The sequence below is a fragment of the Micromonospora sp. NPDC047670 genome (assembly GCF_043204915.1).
GTDB lineage: Bacteria > Actinomycetota > Actinomycetes > Mycobacteriales > Micromonosporaceae > Micromonospora.
In genome coordinates this window covers 580,810-600,618 of sequence record NZ_JBIDDA010000002.1, presented here as the reverse complement: position 1 = coordinate 600,618, position 19,809 = coordinate 580,810, and the positions used below count along the sequence as shown (strand labels likewise).

21 protein-coding genes are annotated in these 19,809 nt (G+C 74.4%); 11 read left to right on the top strand and 10 right to left on the bottom strand.

Going from position 1 to position 19,809, the window contains the following annotated elements:
- Window positions 1–38 precede the first annotated feature (38 nt).
- From ACGF7U_RS07365 to fabG, 3 genes are all read right to left on the bottom strand, one after another.
- Window positions 39–1,100, bottom strand: coding sequence for a ferrochelatase (locus ACGF7U_RS07365; protein ID WP_393103910.1), 1,062 nt, complete (start codon window positions 1,098–1,100; stop codon window positions 39–41).
- 110 nt (window positions 1,101–1,210) lie between these two features.
- Window positions 1,211–1,978 (bottom strand): enoyl-ACP reductase FabI, encoded by a 768-nt coding sequence (fabI, locus tag ACGF7U_RS07360; protein ID WP_393103908.1) that lies wholly within the window; start codon window positions 1,976–1,978, stop codon window positions 1,211–1,213.
- Window positions 1,979–2,013: 35 nt separating this feature from the next.
- The gene (gene fabG, locus ACGF7U_RS07355) at window positions 2,014–2,718 is read right to left on the bottom strand and encodes a 3-oxoacyl-ACP reductase FabG (RefSeq protein ID WP_393103906.1); all 705 of its coding nucleotides are present in this window, start codon (window positions 2,716–2,718) and stop codon (window positions 2,014–2,016) included.
- A 434-nt stretch (window positions 2,719–3,152) separates the two neighbouring features.
- Between fabG and ACGF7U_RS07350 the strand changes: the two genes are divergently transcribed.
- Window positions 3,153–3,374, top strand: a complete 222-nt coding sequence (locus ACGF7U_RS07350) for a hypothetical protein (protein ID WP_393103904.1) — start codon at window positions 3,153–3,155, stop codon at window positions 3,372–3,374.
- 25 nt (window positions 3,375–3,399) lie between these two features.
- Here ACGF7U_RS07350 and ACGF7U_RS07345 read toward each other — a convergent pair whose 3' ends face one another.
- From ACGF7U_RS07345 to ACGF7U_RS07335, 3 genes are read right to left on the bottom strand one after another with little or no spacing between them, the layout of a single operon-like run.
- Window positions 3,400–4,350: a VWA domain-containing protein gene (locus ACGF7U_RS07345; protein ID WP_393103902.1), complete on the bottom strand. Its 951-nt coding sequence runs from the start codon at window positions 4,348–4,350 to the stop codon at window positions 3,400–3,402.
- The gene (locus tag ACGF7U_RS07340) at window positions 4,347–5,354 is read right to left on the bottom strand and encodes a DUF58 domain-containing protein (RefSeq protein WP_393103900.1); all 1,008 of its coding nucleotides are present in this window, start codon (window positions 5,352–5,354) and stop codon (window positions 4,347–4,349) included. The genes ACGF7U_RS07345 and ACGF7U_RS07340 overlap by 4 nt, the downstream gene beginning before the upstream one ends.
- Window positions 5,333–6,439, bottom strand: coding sequence for an AAA family ATPase (locus tag ACGF7U_RS07335; RefSeq protein WP_393103898.1), 1,107 nt, complete (start codon window positions 6,437–6,439; stop codon window positions 5,333–5,335). Before ACGF7U_RS07335 ends, ACGF7U_RS07340 begins: the two co-directional genes overlap by 22 nt.
- Before the next feature lie 274 nt (window positions 6,440–6,713).
- On the opposite strand from ACGF7U_RS07335, the gene ACGF7U_RS07330 reads away from it, so the two are divergent.
- The 3 genes from ACGF7U_RS07330 (at window position 6,714) to ACGF7U_RS07320 (ending at window position 9,113) form a co-directional block, all read left to right on the top strand.
- Entirely contained in the window at window positions 6,714–6,944 is a 231-nt protein-coding gene (locus ACGF7U_RS07330) for a hypothetical protein (RefSeq protein ID WP_393103896.1), read from the top strand.
- Window positions 6,945–6,966: 22 nt separating this feature from the next.
- Window positions 6,967–7,506 carry a PH domain-containing protein gene (locus tag ACGF7U_RS07325; protein ID WP_393103894.1) on the top strand — a complete coding sequence of 180 codons (540 nt, stop codon included), beginning with the start codon at window positions 6,967–6,969 and terminating at the stop codon, window positions 7,504–7,506.
- 140 nt (window positions 7,507–7,646) lie between these two features.
- Window positions 7,647–9,113 carry a PH domain-containing protein gene (locus ACGF7U_RS07320; RefSeq protein WP_393104167.1) on the top strand — a complete coding sequence of 489 codons (1,467 nt, stop codon included), beginning with the start codon at window positions 7,647–7,649 and terminating at the stop codon, window positions 9,111–9,113.
- Window positions 9,114–9,138: 25 nt separating this feature from the next.
- Here the strand turns inward: ACGF7U_RS07320 and ACGF7U_RS07315 are convergent, their stop codons facing one another.
- Both ACGF7U_RS07315 and ACGF7U_RS07310 read right to left on the bottom strand, forming a co-directional pair.
- Entirely contained in the window at window positions 9,139–10,170 is a 1,032-nt protein-coding gene (locus ACGF7U_RS07315; RefSeq protein WP_393103892.1) for a phosphatase PAP2 family protein, read from the bottom strand.
- Between the two features lie 58 nt (window positions 10,171–10,228).
- A complete protein-coding gene (locus ACGF7U_RS07310) occupies window positions 10,229–10,828 on the bottom strand; it encodes a CGNR zinc finger domain-containing protein (protein ID WP_393103890.1) in 600 nt (199 codons plus the stop codon).
- A gap of 84 nt (window positions 10,829–10,912) precedes the next feature.
- Between ACGF7U_RS07310 and ACGF7U_RS07305 the strand changes: the two genes are divergently transcribed.
- The 4 genes from ACGF7U_RS07305 to ACGF7U_RS07290 are packed head-to-tail and all read left to right on the top strand — an operon-like array spanning window position 10,913 to window position 12,985.
- The gene (locus ACGF7U_RS07305) at window positions 10,913–11,254 is read left to right on the top strand and encodes a VOC family protein (protein WP_393103888.1); all 342 of its coding nucleotides are present in this window, start codon (window positions 10,913–10,915) and stop codon (window positions 11,252–11,254) included.
- 22 nt (window positions 11,255–11,276) lie between these two features.
- Complete coding sequence (locus ACGF7U_RS07300; protein WP_393103886.1) at window positions 11,277–11,696, top strand: SRPBCC family protein; 420 nt, start codon at window positions 11,277–11,279, stop codon at window positions 11,694–11,696.
- A gap of 51 nt (window positions 11,697–11,747) precedes the next feature.
- The gene (locus ACGF7U_RS07295; protein WP_393104165.1) at window positions 11,748–12,158 is read left to right on the top strand and encodes a thioesterase family protein; all 411 of its coding nucleotides are present in this window, start codon (window positions 11,748–11,750) and stop codon (window positions 12,156–12,158) included.
- Complete coding sequence (locus tag ACGF7U_RS07290; protein ID WP_393103884.1) at window positions 12,155–12,985, top strand: MBL fold metallo-hydrolase; 831 nt, start codon at window positions 12,155–12,157, stop codon at window positions 12,983–12,985. The genes ACGF7U_RS07295 and ACGF7U_RS07290 overlap by 4 nt, the downstream gene beginning before the upstream one ends.
- Before the next feature lie 55 nt (window positions 12,986–13,040).
- Here the strand turns inward: ACGF7U_RS07290 and ACGF7U_RS07285 are convergent, their stop codons facing one another.
- Window positions 13,041–13,976: a PfkB family carbohydrate kinase gene (locus ACGF7U_RS07285; protein ID WP_393104163.1), complete on the bottom strand. Its 936-nt coding sequence runs from the start codon at window positions 13,974–13,976 to the stop codon at window positions 13,041–13,043.
- A gap of 63 nt (window positions 13,977–14,039) precedes the next feature.
- On the opposite strand from ACGF7U_RS07285, the gene ACGF7U_RS07280 reads away from it, so the two are divergent.
- Complete coding sequence (locus ACGF7U_RS07280) at window positions 14,040–14,411, top strand: nuclear transport factor 2 family protein (RefSeq protein ID WP_393103882.1); 372 nt, start codon at window positions 14,040–14,042, stop codon at window positions 14,409–14,411.
- Window positions 14,412–14,684: 273 nt separating this feature from the next.
- The gene (locus ACGF7U_RS07275) at window positions 14,685–15,785 is read left to right on the top strand and encodes a lytic polysaccharide monooxygenase (protein WP_393103880.1); all 1,101 of its coding nucleotides are present in this window, start codon (window positions 14,685–14,687) and stop codon (window positions 15,783–15,785) included.
- A 106-nt stretch (window positions 15,786–15,891) separates the two neighbouring features.
- Here the strand turns inward: ACGF7U_RS07275 and asnB are convergent, their stop codons facing one another.
- The gene (asnB, locus tag ACGF7U_RS07270; RefSeq protein WP_393103878.1) at window positions 15,892–17,853 is read right to left on the bottom strand and encodes an asparagine synthase (glutamine-hydrolyzing); all 1,962 of its coding nucleotides are present in this window, start codon (window positions 17,851–17,853) and stop codon (window positions 15,892–15,894) included.
- Between the two features lie 249 nt (window positions 17,854–18,102).
- Here asnB and ACGF7U_RS07265 point away from each other — a divergent pair, with 249 nt between their 5' ends.
- Complete coding sequence (locus ACGF7U_RS07265) at window positions 18,103–19,584, top strand: aminopeptidase P family protein (protein WP_393103876.1); 1,482 nt, start codon at window positions 18,103–18,105, stop codon at window positions 19,582–19,584.
- Window positions 19,585–19,809: the final 225 nt, after the last annotated feature.

The window sequence follows — 19,809 nt, the reverse complement described above, 5'->3', positions numbered from 1 at the left end:
GGTCAGGGGACGGGCCGCCCGGGATCGGGCGGCGGCGGTCAGGGGACGGGCCGCCCGGGAGCCGGGGCGGCGGCGGGGCGGCGGGCGGGAACGCAGCACACCGTCGGGCAGGTGTCCCACATCGGCAGCTCGCCGAGGCGGCGGCGCAGGTTCACCCCGTCCGGCTCGGTCCGCTCCCGGACCAGCTCGCGGACCATCGCCACGAAGCGGGGGTCGGTGCCCGGGGTGTCGGCCCGGACGAAGTCCAGCCCGAGCTGCCGGGCCGTCTGGCGCGCCTCGGTGTCCAGGTCCCACACCACCTCCAGGTGGTCGGAGACGAACCCGATCGGGCTGACCACCACGCTGGTGGTGCCGGCCTCGGCCAGCGCGGCCAGGTGGTCGTTGACGTCCGGCTCCAGCCACGGCACCTGCGGCGGGCCGGAGCGGCTCTGCCAGACCAGGTCCCAGGGCAGGTCGGGGGCGGCCGCCGCGTGGACCAGCCGGGCGACCTCGCGCAGCTGCGCCTCGTACCGGCCGCCGTGCGGGCCGGCGGTCGCGGCCATCGAGTTCGGGATCGAGTGGGCGGTGAACACCAGGCGGGTGCTGTCCCGCTTCGCCGGGTCGAGCCGGGCCAGCGCCGCCCCTACCGCGTCGACGTGGGGCTCGAGGAAGCCGGGATGGTCCCAGAACTGGCGGATCTTGTCGATCAGCGGGGCGTCCGGGCCGACCGCCGCGCGCGCGGCCGCGATGTCCTCCTGGTACTGCCGGCAGGAGGAGTACCCGCCGAACGCGCTGGTCACGAACGCCAGCGCGTGCCGGACGCCGTCGTCGCGCATCTGTGCCACGGTGTCGGCGAGCATCGGGTCCCAGTTCCGGTTGCCCCAGTAGACGGGCAGGTCGACGCCGTTGGCGGCGAAGTCCTGCCGGATCGCCGCGAGCAGCTCCCGGCACTGCTGGTTGATCGGGGAGACGCCGCCGAAGTGCAGGTAGTGCTCGGCGACCTCCGCCAGCCGCTCGGGCGGCACGCCCCGTCCCCGGGTCACGTTCTGCAGGAACGGCATCACGTCCTCGGGCCGCTCCGGCCCGCCGAAGGACACCAGGACCACCGCGTCGTACGCCATGGGCCCATTCTTCCCGGTCGGCCGTCCCCGCCGGGCGAGGCCCCCTGGTCCGGATGTCGGGAAGGGCCCCCGCCACCCCGGCGGCGTCGGCAGGAACCCTTCCCCGCGCGTCAGGCGCCGATGGCGTGGTAGCCGCCGTCGACGTGGACGATCTCGCCGGTGGTGGCCGGGAACCAGTCGGACAGCAGCGCCAGGCAGGCCCGGGCGGCGGGCTCCTGGTCGGTGAGGCTCCAGCCCAGCGGCGCGCGCTCGGTCCAGGCGTCCTCGAACTGGTCGAAGCCGGGGATCGACTTGGCGGCGATGGTGCGCAGCGGCCCGGCGGCGACCAGGTTGCTGCGGATGCCCTGCTTGCCCAGGTGCAGCGCCAGGTAGCGCGAGGCCGACTCCAGCCCGGCCTTGGCCACGCCCATCCAGTCGTAGACGGGCCACGCCTTGGTGGCGTCGAAGGTCAGGCCGACCACCGCGCCGCCGGCGGACATCAGCGGCAGCGCCGCCATCGCCAGGGACTTGTAGGAGTACGTCGAAACCTGCAGCGCCGTCGCCACGTCCTCCCACGGCGCGTCGAGGAAGCCGCCGCCGAGGCAGCTCTGCGGGGCGAAGCCGATCGAGTGCACCACCCCGTCCAGGCCGTCGACGTGCTCGCGCACCCGGTCGGCGAGCCCGGCGAGGTGCTCGGCGTTGGCCACGTCCAGCTCGATCACCGGGGCCGGCTCGGGCAGCCGCTTGGCGATCCGCTCCACCAGGGACAGCCGGCCGTAGCCGGTGAGCACGACCTGCGCGCCGTTCTCCTGGGCGAGCTTCGCCACCGAGAAGGCGATCGAGGCGTCGGTGATGACGCCGGTGACCAGCAGCCGCTTACCGGCGAGCAGTCCGGACATACAGGAATTCCTCCGTAGTTTCTCAGTGACCGCTGTCAGTGACCCATGCCGAGGCCGCCGTCGACGGGGATGACGGCGCCGGAGATGTAGCCCGCGCCGTCGCCGGCCAGCCAGGTGACGGCGCCCGCGATCTCCTCCGGCTGCGCGAAGCGTCCGGCGGGGATGACCTTGCGGTACTCGGTCTTGCGGTCCTCGGGCAGCGCGGCGGTCATGTCGGTCTCGACGTAGCCGGGCGCGACGACGTTCGCGGTGATGTTGCGGCTGCCCAGCTCGCGGGTGATCGACCGGGCCACGCCCACCAGGCCGGCCTTGCTCGCCGCGTAGTTGACCTGGCCGGGGCCGCCGTAGAGGCCCACCACCGAGGAGATGAAGATCATCCGGCCCCACTTCGCGCGGAGCATCTTCGTCGAGGCGCGCTTGGCGCACCGGAACGCGCCGGTCAGGTTGGTGTCCAGCACGCGGGTGAACTGCTCCTCCGACATCCGCATCAGCAGCGTGTCGTCGGTGATGCCGGCGTTGGCGACCAGCACCTCGACCGGCCCCAGCTCCGCCTCGATGGTGGTGAAGGCCGCGTCGACCGAGTCGGAGTCGGTGACGTCGCAGCGGACCCCGAACAGCCCCTCGGGGGCCTCGCCGCTGCGGTGGGTCACCGCCACCCGGTCGCCCTGCTTGGCGAAGGCCTGCGCGATCGCCAGGCCGATCCCCCGGTTGCCGCCGGTCACCAGGACGGTACGGGCCACGGGTCCCCCTCTGCTCAGTGATCTCCCGGTCGGTCGGAGCCTAGGCGTTACCGGCAGGTAAGCGCTAACGCTGCGCACGTCGCGCCGGTTTCGCCCGCACCGTCGCGAGCGCGGTCCGCCGCCGCCCGGCCCGGCCGCGCCGCCCGCGTACGACGGACGACCGACGTCGTGCGGCGGCGGCCCGAGCCGGACCGGCCGGGGCCGATCGGCCGAGTGCGGGAGCGGGGATCGGCGGGTGTACGATGATCCCCGTTTGCGGGCCGGTCGCGGCCCGCGTTCCGGGCCCCGCCGACCGCAGGAGGTGATCGCTGTGCGAGATAGCGATCCTCCCAGTCGTGGCCGGGCCCTCCGTCAGCCCCGCTGAGCCACGACTCAGCAGGTGAGCTGACCCAGCTCCGCTCCCCGCACCCGCCCGGTCCCCGGCCCCTCGCCGGGTGACCGCGCCGCCGCCCGCCGACCGGGCCGCCCGCCGGGAGCCGCCCCCGGTCACGACTTCGTGTGCGCGTCCTGTTCCACCCCTGCGGTCCGCCCCCGCCCGCGGACCGTCCAGCCGCCACCCGGAGCCGTCCATGAGCCGCTACGTCGCCCCGCTGGGCTTCACCCTCGCCGCCGTCTGGGTGGCCGTCGTCTTCGTCCTCGCCGGCGGCGGTCACTGACCTCCCGCCGCCGGCCGGCCCCGCGTCAGAGCATGCGGGAGGACCACAGCAGGCTGAGCGCGCCGGCGCACAACGCGAGCAGCAGGGCCACGCCCGCGTACCACTGGGTTACCTCGCGGGGCTCCGTCCGGAACCCGATCGAGCTGCCCATGTCCTGGTAGACCTGCTTGAGCTCGGTCACCGAGGCCGCCTCGTAGAAGTAGCCCTCCGTGGCCTCGGCCAGGTCGGCCAGGGCCAGCCGGTCCACCGGCACCCGCTGCAACTGGCCGCCGATGTCCACCTGCCCCGAGTCGGTGCCGAAGGCGATGGTGGAGACCGGCACGTTGGCCGCCTGCGCGGCCGAGGCCGCCTCCTCCACCGACCGCCCCGAGGTGCGGTAGCCGTCGGAGAGCAGCACGATGCGGGCCGGCGGGACCCCCGCCGCGCCGTCGGCCGGCACCGAGCGGATCGCCTCCAGGCAGGTGAAGACCGCCTCCCCGGTCGCCGTCGCCTCGGCCAGCACCAGCCCGTCGATCGCGCTGGTCACGGCCTCCCGGTCCTTGGTCGGCGGCACCAGCACGTTCGCCGCCTTGGCGAACGAGACCAGCCCCAGGTTGTAGCTCTCCGGCAGCTCGCCGACGAACTGCTTCGCCGCCTCCTGGGCGGCCTCCAGCCGGTTCGGCGCCACGTCGTCGGCCTGCATGGAGAGCGACACGTCGATGGCGAGCATGACGGTGGCGCGCTCCAGCGGCTCCCGGGTGTCGACCGCCGGCCGGGCCAGCGCGGTGGCCAGCACCAGCTGGCAGAGCAGGAAGGCGGTCGCCGGCACGTGTCGGCGCCAGCCCAGCCCCTTCGGCGCCAGGGTGCGCAGCAGGTCCACGTTGGTGAAGCGCATCGCGTACGCCCGGCGGTTGCGCTGCCGCCAGACGTAGAGCGCGGCGAGGGCGAGCACCGGCAGCACGGCCAGCAGCCACCACGGTTGCAGAAAACGGATCATCGTGTCGTCCCCCTGGTGCGGGCGTGCCGCTGCGCGGCCACGAAGCGCACCATGTCCAGCAGCCAGTCTCGGTCCGTACGCAGCCGCAGGTGGGCCGCGCCCGCGCCGCGCAGCGCGGCGGAGATCTCCGCCCGCTGGGCGGCCGCCGCCTCGGCGTAGCGCTGCCGCAGCAGCGGGTCGGCGGTCTGCACCTCGTGCAGCCCGCCGGTCTCCGGGTCGACCACCGGCAGCACCCCGACGTCGGGCAGCTCCAGCTCCCGGGGGTCGACCACCTCGATCGCCAGCACGTCGTGCCGGACCCGCAGCTTGCGCAGCGGCCGGGCCCAACGGTCGGTCGGGGCGAGGAAGTCGGAGATGACCACCGCCACCCCGCGCCGCCGGGGCGGCCGGTTGAGCATGTCGACCAGGGTGCCCAGGTCGCTGCGCCCCGGGCGGATCTCGGTGCCGGCGATCGCCCGCAGCAGCCCCTGGGCCTCCTTGCGGCCGGCGCGGGCGGGCACCCGGGTGAACACGTCCGGGCCGGGGACCGGCGGCGCGCCGCGCCACCGGCGCGCCGGCGCGCCGGCACCGCCGCCGCTGCCGATCACCGCGCCGATCCGGTTGCCGCCGCGGACGGTCAGGTGGGTCAGCGCCGCCGCGGCCGCCACCACGACGTCCCGCTTGAGCCACCGGCCGGTGCCGAAGTCCAGGCTGGCCGAGAGGTCCACCGCCAGCCAGGTCTCCAGCTCACGGTCGGCCACCGTACGCCGGACGTGCGGCGTCGTGGTGCGGGCGGTGACCGGCCAGTCCATCCGGCGCACGTCGTCGCCGGGGCGGTACTCCCGGGACTCCCCCGCCTCGCTGCCCGGTCCGGGCAGCAGGCCGGCGTAGTCGCCCTGGAGCAGGCCGTCGAGTTTGCGGGTGACCAGCAGTTGCAGCCGGGACAGGACGGCTTCCGTGCGGTCCGAGGGGGCGGCGTCGGCGGGCCGACGGAGGGGTGAGGTCACGGCCGCTGCCCGGGCCAACCGGCGCCGGGCGGCGCGGCGGTCGGCGTCGGTGTGGCCTGCTGGCGGGGCGCGACCGACGGCAGCGGGATGGTGGACATCACCCGGTGCACGACGTGGTCGGCGGGCACGTCGTCGGCGAGTGCGTCGTAGCTGAGCACCAGCCGGTGGCGCAGGATGTCCGGCGCGATGTCCTGCACGTCCTGCGGCAGGGCGTAGTCCCGACCCCGCAGCAACGCCAGCGCGCGGGTGGCCCGAACCAGGCCGAGCGAGGCGCGCGGGCTGGCGCCGTACTGGATGAGCTGGGCGACGTCCGGCATGCCGTGCTCCGCCGGGGTGCGCGTGGCCAGCACCAGCCGGACCGCGTAGTCGACCAGGGCGTTGTGCACGAAGACCTGGTCCGCCTTCTGCTGGAGGGCGACCAGGTCGGCGGTGCTGAACACCGGCGCCGGCTCGGGTGGGGCGACCCCCATCCGATAGACGATCTCCCGCTCCTCGGCGTCGGTCGGGTAGCCGACGACGATCTTCATGAGGAAGCGGTCCCGCTGCGCCTCGGGCAGCGGATAGACCCCCTCCTGCTCGATCGGGTTCTGCGTGGCCATCACCAGGAACGGGTTGGGCACCCGGTGTGTCTCGCCGCCGATGGACACCTGCCGCTCGCTCATCACCTCGAGCAGCGCCGACTGCACCTTGGCCGGCGCCCGGTTGATCTCGTCGGCGAGCAGGAAGTTGACGAAGACGGGGCCCAGCTCGACGTCGAACTTCTCGCTCGACTGCCGGTAGATGCGGGTGCCCATGATGTCGGCCGGCACCAGGTCGGGGGTGAACTGCACCCGGGCGAAGGAGCCGCCGACGACCTTGGCGAGGGTCTCGACCGCGAGCGTCTTGGCCACCCCCGGCACGCCCTCCAGGAGGCAGTGGCCCCGGGCGAGCAGCGCGACGAACATCCGCTCCACCATCCGGTCCTGCCCGACGATCACCCGCTTGATCTCGAACAGCGCCCGCTCCAGCAGGGTCGCGTCCTCGGCCGGCGTGGTCACCGGCGCGGGTGTCTCCGGGCCCGTCCCGTTGGGCGTCTGGGCGTCGGGCGTGGTCGGCTGGGCCACCGGTCCTCCACAGCATGATCGGTTGTCGCGCGGCGTGGTGCGTATCAAGACTCGCATGCCCGGCTGAGTGCCGAGGTGGGGAGAACCCGATTTTGGCCGCGCCGTCCCGGCTCGCCCGATCGCCGGCCCGCCACGCCGTCGCGGGGCGGCGGAATCGCCGCTCACGGGTGGACACGGACGGGTCCGGCGCGTGTACGATTCACCCCGTCGCCGGGCGGCTCCCCCCGTGGCCGCCCGGCGCTCACTCTCCCGCCCCACCCCTAGACTGGGCCGGATGAGCGACCCCCTTCCCGCCGACGAGCCGCTGATCTGCTCGTCCCGCGGTTGCCGCGCCCCCGCCCGGTGGGCGCTGCGGTGGAACAATCCCCGGCTGCACGACGCCGACCGGCGCAAGACCTGGCTCGCCTGCGCCGACCACCGCTCCTCCCTCGGCGACTTTCTCGACGCCCGGGGCTTCCTTCGGGAGGTCGCACCGGTGGTCGGATCGCCTACGCTCGAAGGGTGAGCGCGCACAACGGATCTCCCCGGTGAGCGGTGACGGGTTCGCCGGCCCACCACCGGCACCGTCCCGCCCTCCGGCGGGCCCACTGGAGCCGTGGCCGGACACCGTCCGCTGGCAGTCGATCTCGTCCGACCTGATCTGGGTGGAGCTGCTCCGGCTGGCGATGCTGCTGGTCGTCGTCCTGGTCGGGCTGGGCGTCGGCTGGGCGCTCAGCGGGGCCTGGCCGGTCGGCGTGGCGGTCGGTGTGGTGCTGCTGCTGGGCGTCCTGCGGGTCGTGACGATCGTCCGGGCCGTGCGGGCCTGGGGGTACGCCGAGCGGGAGGACGACCTGCTGGTCCGGCACGGTCTGCTGGTCCGGCGGCTCTCCATCGTGCCGTACTCGCGGATGCAGTTCGTGGACGTCAGCGCCGGGCCGCTGGAGCGGGCGTTCAACCTGGCCACCGTCCAGTTGCACACGGCCGCGGCGGCGAGCGACGCCCGGGTGCCGGGACTGCGACCGGCGGAGGCGTCGCGGCTGCGCGACCGGCTCACCGCGCTCGGCGAGGACCGGGCGGAGGGCCTGTGAGCGACCCGGCCGGCCGGGCGGCGGACCGGGCCGAGCCGCCCCGGGCGGAGCCCGGACTCCGGCCGGCGACGGCGCCGCCCTTCGCGGCGGGCCGTCCCGCGACACCCGCCCCGGCACCGGACGGCGCGCAGCCGCCGGGCTTGGCACCGGACGGCCCGCGCGAACCCGGGGGCCCGCCCGACGGGCCGGGCCGACTCCCCGCCTCCGCGTCGCACGGGCCGCCGCCACCGGCCGGTCCGACGGGGCCTCCCGCGGTCGTCGGGCCGGCGGTCGAGGGCGCGGCGGCGGAGCACGACGAGCCCCGGCAGCGGCTGCACCCGCTCAGCCCCGCGCTGCACGGGGCCAAGTCGCTGGTCGTGGTGATCGCCGGCCTGTCCTGGTCGACCCTGTCCCGCGTCGGCTTCGGCTGGTTCGCCCTGATGGCGGTCGTGCTGGCCCTGGGCGCCACCGTGCTGGCGGTGGTGAGCTGGTACTACACCGGCTATCACGTGGTCGGCCGCGAGCTGCGGGTGCACGAGGGGCTCATCTGGCGGCGCACCCGGGCGATCCCGCTGGAGCGGCTCCAGGCCGTCGAGGTGGTCCGCCCGCTGCTCGCCCAGCTCACCGGCCTGGCCGAGCTGCGGCTGGAGGTGGTGGGCGGGGGCAAGACGGAGGCGCCGCTGGCGTACCTGAGCGTCGCCGACGCGACCGCGCTGCGCGGGCGCCTGCTCGCCCTCGCCGGACGGACGGCGACCAGCGGCACCGCGCCGTCCCCGGCCGGGGCGGCGCCGACCCCGGCGGACGCGTCCGCGCCGCCCGGCCGGCCGCTGCACACCGTCCGCAACAACGACCTGCTGGTCAGCCAACTGTTGACGCCGCAGGCGTTCATGATCCCGTTCGGCGTGGCGTTCGTGCTGGCGCAGTTCCTCTCCGAGGACTCGTGGTCGTTCATCGCGGTGGCGAGCACCCTCACCGCCATGGCGGGCGTGCTGCTGCAACCGGTGCGTCGGGTGCTCGACGACTGGAACTTCCGGCTCGCCCGGGACGAGGGCACGCTGCGGATCCGCAACGGGCTGCTGGAGACCCGCGCCCAGACCGTGCCGCTGGACCGGGTGCAGGCCGTCGGGGTGACCTGGCCGCTGCTGTGGCGGGTCAAGGGCTGGCTGCGGCTGCGCCTGGAGGTGGCCGGCTACTCGGCCGGCGAGGCCGACGAGCGCAACCGGCCGGACCGCCTGCTCCCCGTGGGGGACCTGCCGACCGGCGAGGCGATCGTGACCGAGGTGCTGCCGGGGGTGCGCCTGGCCACGCTGCCGTTGACCCCGCCGCCGGTGCGGGCCCGCTGGCTCAACCCGCTGAGCCGGGGCGTGCTCGGCGCGGGCCTCGACGCCCGGGTCTTCGCGGTCCGGTCCGGACTGCTCACCCGGCAGGTGGCGCTCGTACCGTACGCCCGGATCCAGAGCGTGCGGGTGGTGCAGGGGCCGGCGCAGCGGCGGCTGGGGCTGGCGACGGTGCACGCCGACACCGCCGGCGGGGCCGGCGCGGCGGCCCAGGACCGAGACCTGGCCGAGGCGTGGGCCCTGGCGGCGGAGCTGACGGACCGGGCGCGCGCCGCCCGGCAGGCGGACTGACGGCTTTCCCGGGCCGGCGAGGCGGTCAGCGCGCGGCCGGCACCGCCGGCGGCTCGGCGGAGGTCGGCGGGTCGGTCGGCTCGGGGCCGCGCTCCGCCGCGGCCCGGCGCGCCCGGCGGGCGGCCCACCAGCGCTCCGCCAGGCCGACCGCCAGGAAGGTCATCCCGACGTACGCCCAGCCGACCAGCACGTCGATGACGTAGTGCTCGCCGCTGTAGACCAGCGTGAACGTCATCGCCAGCGGGTACGCCAGCAGCAGCGGCCACCAGCGGCGGCGGGTCTGCCGGAGGAAGAACAGCACCACGAACAGGGCGAACGCGGTGTGCAGCGACGGCATGGCGGCCACCGGGTTGGAGGCGATCTGCCCGGCGTTGAGCAGGTTGCCGGCGCCGTGCATGCCGAACGCCTTCCAGCCCCGGGTGGAGATCCGGGCGACCTCCTCCAGCAGCCCGTTCTGCGCCGCCCACCAGGGCGGGGCGGCCGGGTAGAGGAAGTAGGTGACCAGGCCGGTGGCGCAGAGGAAACCCCAGCGGCGCATGAATGCCGCCCAGCGCCCCCGGTCGCGCAGCCAGAGCACCGCCGCGGCGGCCAGCGCCACCACGAAGTGGGAGAAGTAGACCCAGCTCACGAGGACGTCCCACCAGTGCACCTCGGGCCGGTAGAGGTGCTGCTGGAGCCAGACTGTCGGCACCTCACCGCCGGTCGCCCAGCCGAACATGACCCGGTCGGCGACGATCAGCTCGTACGCGTGCGGGGTCGCGCCGTTGTCGGCGAAGCCCCGGGAGAGGTTGTAGACCGCGAGCAGCAGCACCACGGGCACCCAGTCCCGGGCGAAGCGCAGGTGGCTGCGCCAGGGGCGGCTGCTGTTCCAGGCGATCGTCGCCGCCCAGATCCACAGGAACGCGTAGGCCGGGTCGGTCGGCAGGCCGATGCCGAGCCAGCCGGCGACGAAGGCGACCCCCCAGACCGTCATCGCGACCACGCGCCGACGCCCGCCGTCGGGCGAGGCGGGTGGGCCGGTCCGGGCGGGGGGCTGGGGGTCGGTCGCGACAGACATCGCGGTCAAGGTTAACGGCGCGGGCGGCATCCACCGACGCCGACCACCCGCCGCGTCGTCAGGGGCGCGGAGCCGTCCGGCGGTGGTGGGCGGCGCGGGCCTTCGCCCGGTTTCCGCACAGCTCCATGGAGCACCAGGTGCGGCGCCGGTTGCGCGAGTGGTCGTAGTACGCCCACCGGCAGCTCGGCTCCCGGCACGCCTTGAGCCTGGTCCAGGTGCCCGCGGCCACCGCCTCCGCGACCACGCCGAGCAGCGCGGCCAGGGCGGCGTCGAAGGGCGCCTCCGCGGCGGGCACGAGCCGCGGCGGCGTGTGGGTCACGTCCAGTTTCAGGGGCAGGTCGTGAGCCAGCCCGGCGAGGCCGGCGCGGGCGCCGGGGTCGAGGCCGTCCGGTCGCGGACTGGCGACGGGTTCGACGTTGTTCGCAGCGATCAGCGCCCGTAGGCCCTCGCGTACCGCCCGGGCCCGCTCCGCCTGCGCGTCGCTGACCGCCGTGCCGGGCGCCAACAGGGCACGCGCCCCGAACCATTCCGCCACCTGTCGCGGGGCGCCGAGGTCGTCGTGGTCGCTGTGGCGGGTGTTGACGAAGTCCTCGATCAGGTCGAGCGGCGGGGGCGCGGCGTCGGCCGCAGTGTCCCCCGGGCCGGTCTCGGCTGGCATGGCGCCCATCATAACCGGCTATTGACCTACGCCGGGCATCTAACTATCGTTCGGCCTACGCTAGTTAAACGAAGGGACTCGACCGTGGCCATCAGCATCGGCAACGTCTGCATCGACACGAACGACCTGGCGGGAGGCACCGCGTTCTGGCAGGCCGTGACCGGCTACCGGGTCGCCTCCAGCGACGACGGCGCCACCTACCTGGAGGACCCGGACAAGGCCGGGGTCGGCCTGTCGCTGCAGGCGGTACCCGAACCGCCGGCCGGCAAGAACCGCCTGCACCTGGACCTCGTCACCGACGACCTGGCCGGGGAGGTGGCCCGGATCCGCGCGCTCGGCGCCACCGAGGTCCAGCGGTTCGACGACGGCGGCTGGGTCGTGCTCGCCGACCGCGACGGCAACCAGTTCTGCGTCGTCGCGGCATAGGCGCGGGACGAGGGGGACGGCGATGGCGTCCGTGACGAGAGAGATCATCATCGAGGCCGCGCCCGCCGCCGTCTGGGCGGCGATCAGCGACTTCATCGAGGGCCCGGTCCGGATGGCGCCGGGCTTCGTGACCGACAGCCGACCGGACGGGCCCGACACCCGGGTGGTCACGTTCGCCGACGGCACCGTGCTGCGGGAGCGCCTGGTCGCCCTCGACCACGACGCGCTGCGGCTCGCGTACGCCGTCGTCGGCGGCTCCCTGCGGCCCACGCACGACAACGCGTCGATGCAGGTCGTGCCGCACGGCGACGGCAGGAGCCGGTTCGTCTGGATCCACGACGTGCTGCCGGACGCGCTCGCGCCGGGCATCGGCGCGGCCATGGACCACGGGCTGGCCGTCTTCGCCGGGACCTTCGGCGGACGCCCCACGCCCGGACGGTGAGCGGCGGGGCGGCACGGAGGCCCGCCGGCGCCGGCCCGCCTCGTCTAGGCTCTGACCATGCAGGAGCAGCCAGAGCCCGCCCTCACGCCGGGCCTGTCCGCCCGGGTGGAGCTGACCGTCACCGACACCGACACCGCCCAGGCGGTGGGCTCCGGGGACGTGCCGGTGCTGGGCACGCCCCGGGTGCTCGCCCTCGCCGAGGCGGCCACCGTGGCGGCCACCGCCGCCCGGATGCCCAGCGGGTCGACGACCGTCGGCACCCGCGTCGAGCTCGACCACCGCGCGGCCACCCCGGTGGGGCGGACGGTGGTGGCGCAGGCCCGGCTGGCCGCGGTCGAGGGGCGGCGGCTGTACTTCGAGGTGAGCGTCAGCGACGGCGACGAGACGGTCGCCGAGGGCCGGGTGGAGCGGGTGCTGGTCGACCGGCAGCGCTTCGTGGAGCGCGCCGCGCGGTCGTCATGACCGGCGGCTTCGTGCGGATCGCCGACGGGGTGCACGTGCTGCGCGAGCCGCTGCTGCACGTCAACGTCACGCTGGTCGTCGGCGACGGGGCGGCGCTGCTGGTCGACACGCTCTCCACCGCCGGGCAGGCCGCCGAGCTGGCCGCCGCCGCCCGCGCGGTCACGACCCACCCGTGGACGGTGGTGAACACCCACCACCACTTCGACCACTGCTTCGGCAACGCGGCCCTCGCCGCCGACCCGCCCCGCCCGGTCTACGCCCACGAGGTGGCCGCCGCGGCGATGCGCGAGGAGGCGGACCGGCTGCGCCGGGAGGCGTACGAGGAGATGCGCGGCGAGCACCCCGCGCTGGCCGACGAGCTGGCCGGCGCCACGCTGCTCGCGCCCACGCACACCGTGCACGGCGAGACCGTGCTCGACGTGGGCGGCCGGCGGGTGGTGCTGCGTCACCCCGGTCGCGGGCACACCGCGGGTGACCTCGTGGTGCACGTGCCGGACGCCGACGTGCTGGTCGCCGGCGACCTGGTCGAGCAGAGCGGCCCGCCCGCCTTCGATGAGTCCTACCCCTTGCAGTGGCCCGACGCCGTGGCCGAGCTGCTCCGGATGACCACCCCGGCGACCGTCGTCGTGCCGGGGCACGGCGAGCCGGTGGACGCCGCGTTCGTCCGCGCGCAGCACGCCCAGCTCGTCGAGCTGGCCTGGCTCATCCGGGCCGGGCACACCGGCGGCGCCCCGCCCGAGCGCGTCGCCGCCGAGGCGCCCTTCGGCGCGCGCCCCGCCCTGCACGCCGCCCGCCGCGGCTACGCCGAGCTCGACGGCACCGCCTGACGGCGCCGGCGGCGCAGCCTCCCACCCGTCGGCGACCGGGCGGAACGGTCCCGGGTCAGCGGGCGAAGCGGGCGAGGACCTCGGCGCGGGTGGGCATGGCGGTCGCGCCGCCGGGCGACTCGCAGACCAGGGCGGCGACCCGCAGCGCGAAGGCCACCCGCTCGTGCCAGCCGGACGGAGCGGCAGGCTCGCCGTCGGTCAGCAGGTCGGCGACGAGCGCCCCCATCACCGAGTCGCCGGCGCCGGTCGCGTCCACCGCGTCCACCTTCGGGGCGGGCACGCGTACCGGATCGGCGCCGGTGGCGGCGACCACCGCGCCGGCGGCGCCGAGGGTGACCACGACGGTCCCCGCGCCGAGTTCCCGCAGGTACGCCGCCACCCCCTCCTCCGGCTCACCGGGGTAGAGCAGCCTGGCGTCGGCGGCGCTCAGCTTGACCAGGTGGGCGCCGGCGGCGAACTCGGCCACGACCTCGCGCAGCCCGGCCAGCGCGGCCGGCCCGTCCAGCAGCCGGGGCCGCACGTTGGGGTCGAAGACCCGCAGGCCGCCGGCCAGCGCCCAGGCCCGGCGGGCGGCGGCCAGCGCCGGCGGCTGGAGCAGCACGATCGACCCGCAGTACAGGACGTCGGCGCCCGCGACCAGGTCGACGTCTAGGTCGTCGGGGCCGAGCAGGCCGTAGGAGGGCGGCTCGCCGTAGAACCGGAAGTCGGGCTCGGGGCCGGCGAAGGTGGCCACCGCCAGCGCGGTCGGGGCGGCGACGGTGACCGCCCCGGCCAGGCCCACGCCGGCCCCGGCCAGGAAGTCGCGGATCCGCCCGGCCAGGGCGTCGTCGCCGAGCGACCCGACGAACTGCACCTCGCCGCCGAGCCGGGCGACGCAGACCGCCACGTTCAGCGGCCCGCCGCCGACGGCCTGCCGGTAGACCGGCTCCCCGTCGTGCTCGGTGTCGAGCAGGTCGACCAGCGCCTCGCCGAGCACCACCGCGTATCCCATCTGCGCCCCCTCGTCCCGCGCCGACCGAACGTGTCGCACCAGGCTGGCACAGTACGCGCCGTGATGAGCACCGAAGCCACCGTGTCGGCCTACTGGACGGCGTTGGAGGCGAGGGACTGGGACACCCTCGCCGGCCTGCTCGCCGACGACGTGGTCTACCACATGCCGCAGACCCGCGAGCGGATCGTCGGCCGGGAGTCGTTCCTGCGCTTCAACCAGGAATACCCCGGCGACTGGCATCTCGCGGTGACCCGCGCGGTCGCCTCGGGCCGGCACGCCGCCACCTGGACCACCTCCGCCTACCAGGGGGAGCAGCTTCCCGCCACGAGCTTCTTCGACCTCGACGACGCCGGTCTGGTCCGCGAGGTCACCGAGTTCTGGCCGGCGGCCTACGAGCCGCCGCCCGGCCGCGAGCACCTCGCCGAGCGCTACTGACACATCGAGAAAGGGCTATTGCGCGCCATCCCACCCGCGTGGTGGGATGGCGCATGCCGGGCGGTGCGGGGGCTGCCGTGCCACCGGCGCCGGGTTCACATCCACGCGAGGGCACCGGTCCGCGAGGCGGACCACCGACGGCGCACGTCCGCCGGCCATCCGCGCCGGGGCACGTCCGCCGCGACCGTCGTATCCGCTCGTGCAGCGGGGCGGCCGGCGCTGCCACCCCGCGTCACCCGCGGGACGCCCGCGTCCTGCGAGTCAGGAGAACCCGTGTCCCACCGATCGCGTACGGCCGCGTTGCTCACCGCGGCCGCCACCCTCCTCGCGGGCGCCGTCGCCCTGACGGCGGGGCCCGAACCCGCCGCCGCGCACGGTGCCGCGATGACCCCCGGCAGCCGGACGTTCCTGTGCTGGAAGGACGGCCTCACCGCAACCGGCGAGATCAGGCCGAACAACCCCGCCTGCTCGGCCGCCGTGGCACAGAGCGGCGCCAACTCGCTCTACAACTGGTTCAGCGTGCTGCGTTCCGACGCCGGCGGCCGGACCGTCGGCTTCATCCCGGACGGCAAGCTGTGCAGCGGCGGCAACACCGGCTTCGCCGGCTACGACCTGGCCCGCACCGACTGGCCACTGACCCACCTGACGGCCGGCGCGCGGATGGAGTTCCGCTACAGCAACTGGGCCCACCACCCCGGCACCTTCTACTTCTACGTGACGAAGGACAGCTGGAGCCCCACCCGCCCGCTGGCCTGGAGCGACCTGGAGGAACAGCCGTTCCTGACGGTGACCAACCCGCCCCAGCGGGGCGCGGTCGGCACCAACGACGGGCACTACTACTTCAGCGGCAACCTGCCGACCAACAAGAGCGGCCGGCACATCATCTACTCCCGGTGGGTCCGCTCGGACAGCCAGGAGAACTTCTTCGGCTGCTCGGACGTCACCTTCGACGGCGGCAACGGCGAGGTGACGGGGGTCGGCCCGGGCGGCACGCCGCCGCCCAACCCGACGACCCCGCCGCCGAACCCGACCACCCCGCCGCCGAACCCGACCACGCCCCCGCCGCACGGCGGCGACTGCATGGCGGTCTACAAGGTGGTCGGCTCCTGGAACGGCGGCTTCCAGGGCGAGGTCACGATCATGAACCACACCGCCTCGACGTGGTCCGGATGGACGGCGAACTGGACGTGGCCCAGCGGGCAGACCATCAACAGCCTGTGGAGCGGCACGCTGGGCGGTTCCGGTTCCGCGGTCACCGTGACCAACGCGGCCTACAACGGCACGGTCGCCCCGGAGGGCACCGCGACCTTCGGCTTCGTCGCCACCACCAACGGCACCAACACCCTGCCCACGGTCACCTGCTCCGGCCGCTGACCCGCTCACCGGCCCGTTCACACCGATCAGGAGGTCTGCCGCCCCCGTTCCCGGGGACGCAGACCTCCTGATCGGCGCAGTGGGTGCCGGGGTGGCCCAGGGTGGGTCAGCGGACCATCGAGCCGACCACCGGCTTGGTGAGCAGGGCGGACTGGTTGCGCTGGATGCCCGGGTCGAGGGTCTTCGCCACGAAGATGGCGTGCCAGATGCAGAAGATCAGCACGGTCCACACCTTGCGGGAGTGGTCGGCCTCCTCCCGCCTGTGCTCCTCCAGCAGCCGCATCGCGTACGACAGGTCGAGCAGGTCGCCCGCGCCGGAGGTGGCCAGCACGTGCCGGGCCCACTCGTACATCTCGCCGCGCAGCCAGACGCGGGTGGGGGTCGGGAAGCCGAGCTTCTTGCGGTTGACGATGGCCGGCGGCACCACGCCCTGCAGCGCCTGGCGCATCGCGTACTTGGTGGCGTCGGAGCGCGGCGGGAGCTTGAGGTCCACCGGGATCCGCGACGCCACGTCGAAGACCTCCCGGTCCAGGAAGGGCACCCGCACCTCCAGCGAGTGGGCCATCGAGATCCGGTCCGCCTTGACCAGGATGTCGCCGCGCAGCCAGGTGTAGAGATCGACGTACTGCATCTTGGTCACGTCGTCGAGCTCGGTGCACTCCGCGTAGATCGGCGCGGTGACGTCGGTGTAGCGCACCGAGGGGTCGTAGCGGCGCAGCAGGTGCTGCTTCTCCTCCTCGGTGAACATCCGGGCGTTGCCGTAGTAGCGCTGCTCGATCGGGGTGGTGCCGCGCTCCAGGAAGCTCTTGCCCTTGACGCCCTGCGGGATCGCCTTGGAGACCGCCCGCAGCCCCTTCTGCACGCCGCCCGGCAGGCCGTTGACGCCGCTCAGCGACAGCGGCTCGCGGTAGATCGTGTAGCCGCCGAAGAACTCGTCGGCGCCCTCGCCGGAGAGGACCACCGTGACGTGCTCGGCGGCCTTCTTGGCCACGAAGTACAGCGGCACCAGCGCCGGGTCGGCCACCGGATCGTCCAGGTGCCAGACGATCTTCGGCAGCGCCTCGATCATGTCGTACGGCCCGATCTTCGTCGGGATGGTCGTCACGTCGAGGTGCCGGGCCGAGTCCTGCGCGACGTCGATCTCGGAGTAGCCCGGGACGTCGTAGCCGACGGTGAAGGTGAGGATGTTCGGGTTGAACTCGCGGGCCAGGGCGACCACGGCGGTCGAGTCGATGCCGCTGGAGAGGAACGAGCCGACCGGCACGTCGGAACGCATGTGCATCCGGACGCTCTCCCGCAGCGTCTCCCGGATCTCGTGGTAGAGCCGCTGCTCGTCGGAGACCGGGGTGGGCCGGAACACCGGCCGGTACCACCGCCGCACGTCGATCCGCCCGCCCGGCGTCCAGGTGAGGTACTCCCCCGAGCCGATCCGGTTGATCCCCTTGTGCAGGGTGCCGGGCTCCGGCACGTACTGCAGGGTCAGGTAGTGGCTGAGGTTGGCCGTGTCGATGCCGGCGTCGCCCTGGTAGTTGGAGTGCGCGAAGGGCAGCAGCGCCTTCTTCTCGGAGGCGAGGTAGAGGCCGTCGGCGGTCTCCAGGTAGTGCAGCGGCTTGATGCCGAAGTAGTCCCGGCCGCCGAAGGCGCGGCGCTCCTGCCGGTCCCAGATGACGAAGGCGAACATGCCGCGCAGCCGGGTGAGCACCTGCTCGCCCCAGTAGTGGTAGCCGGCGACGATCACCTCACCGTCACCGGCGGTGGCGAACTGCGCGCCGAAGTTCCGGATCAGCTCCTCGCGCAGCTCGATGTAGTTGTAGATCTCGCCGTTGAAGGTGAGCAGGTAGCGCCCGTTCGCGTAGGACAGGGGCTCTTGGCTGGAGGCCACGTCGATGATCGCCAGCCGCTTGTGCGCGAACACCCCGTCCGCGTACCGGCCGGAGGCGTCGCCGACCACCTCGACACCGGTCTCGTCCGGTCCGCGGTGGTGCAGGCATTCCAACGCCCCGGCGATGTTGTCGCGGTGGGCGGCGGCGTCGCCGCGCGCGCTGAAGAAGGCCAGGAGTCCGCACATGGTCGTCATCTTTCCACGCGGCCGGAGCGGGCGTCGCGGCACCGCAGGCTCTCCCGCGCGGCGGGAACGGGGGTACGCGAAAGCGCCGCCCCTCCGGGCGTCGCGCCCGCCGGTGGCCGCGGGCATCGTGGCGGCCGGCGGGCGGCGGGGCGGCCCGCGGCCCCGCCTGCGCGGGGGCCTACCGGGCCAGCCGACCCGACACGGCGCGGGGTACCGTCAGGACCAGCAACGACGCGGAGGGAGCGGAGCATGGCCGAGGGACGCACCGACAACAAGCCGGCGGACGGCGCCGAGTCGCACGACCCGGCATTCCCGGAGGCGTTCCTGACGTTCATGCGGCAGGGCTGGCGGGACACGGCGCTGCCGGTCGGCCCGCGACCGGAGGTGCCGAACTACGCCAAGCGCCGCGCCGCGCTCTCCGCGGCCTTCCCGGGTGAGACCCTGGTGATCCCGACCGGCGGCGAGAAGGTGCGCGCCAACGACACCGCGTACCCGTTCCGGCCGGGCAGCGACTTCGTCTACCTGACCGGCGACCACGAGCCGGACAGCGTCCTCGTGCTGCGGCCGAACGGGTCCGGCCACGACGCCACGCTGTACATGCGCCCCCGGTCGTCGCGGCAGAACGACGAGTTCTTCCGCAGCCGGCACGGCGAGCTGTGGCTCGGCCGTCGGCACACCCTGACGGAGAAGTCGACCGAGCTGGGCCTGCCGACCGCCGACCTGACCGAGCTGGAGGCGGCGCTGGCCGACCTGGCGCCGGGGCGCACCCGGGTGCTGCGGGGCTTCGACGCGCGGGTGGACGCGGCCGTGCGCCCGTACGACGGCCCCCGCGCCCAGGGCCAGCCGGCCCGCGACTGGGAGCTCGCGGTCACCATCGCGGAGCAGAAGCTGGTCAAGGACGAGTGGGAGATCTCGCAGCTCCAGGACGCGATCGACGCGACCGTGCGGGGCTTCGAGGACGTGGCCCGGGTGCTGCCGGCGGACCGGGGCGTCTCGGAGCGTCTGCTGGAGGGCGTCTTCGCGCTGCGCGCCCGGCACGACGGCAACGACGTCGGATACGGCTCGATCGTCGGCGCCGGCGAGCACGCGACGATCCTGCACTGGGTGCACAACAACGGGTCGACCCGCCCGGGCGAGCTGCTGCTGATGGACATGGGCGTGGAGAACCGCAACCTCTACACGGCCGACGTGACCCGGGTGCTACCGGTCAACGGCCGGTTCACCCCGCTCCAGCGCCAGGTCTACGACGTCGTGCACCGCGCGCAGCAGGCCGGCATCGACGTCATCCGGCCGGGGGTGAAGTTCCACGACGTCCACCTGACGTGCATGCGGGCGCTCACCGAGGGCCTGGCCGACCTGGGCCTGCTGCCGGTGAGCGTGGACGAGGCGATGGACGAGAAGTCGACGATCTACCGGCGCTGGACGCTGCATGGTTTCGGCCACATGCTCGGCATCGACGTGCATGACTGCTCCGACGCCCGCAAGGAGAAGTACCGGGACGGCGTCCTGGGCGAGGGCTACGTGCTCACCGTCGAGCCGGGGCTCTACTTCCAGCCGGAGGACGAGCTGGTTCCCGAGGAGCTGCGCGGCATCGGCGTCCGGATCGAGGACGACATCCTGGTCACCGCCACCGGCGCGGTGAACCTCTCCGCCGGGCTGCCGCGCGGGGCCGACGAGGTGGAGACCTGGCTGGCCGAGCAGCGTGAGGCCGGTCCGCGCCTGCCGGGCTGATTCCGCGGCACGACCACACGACGGGCCCCGCCGCCGGTCGCGACGTTTTCGACGTCGACGCACCGGCGGCGGGGCCCGTCGGCGTTCGCGCTGCTCACCCACTTCCTGCCCGGAGCCGCCGCGTCGGCACGTCGCGCCCGAAGTGAGGGGAATGCGGGGTTTTCTCGGATTCACGCCTCTCGCGAGGATCCTTCTCATACGGTGGCTATCAGAGGCTGCAAACCC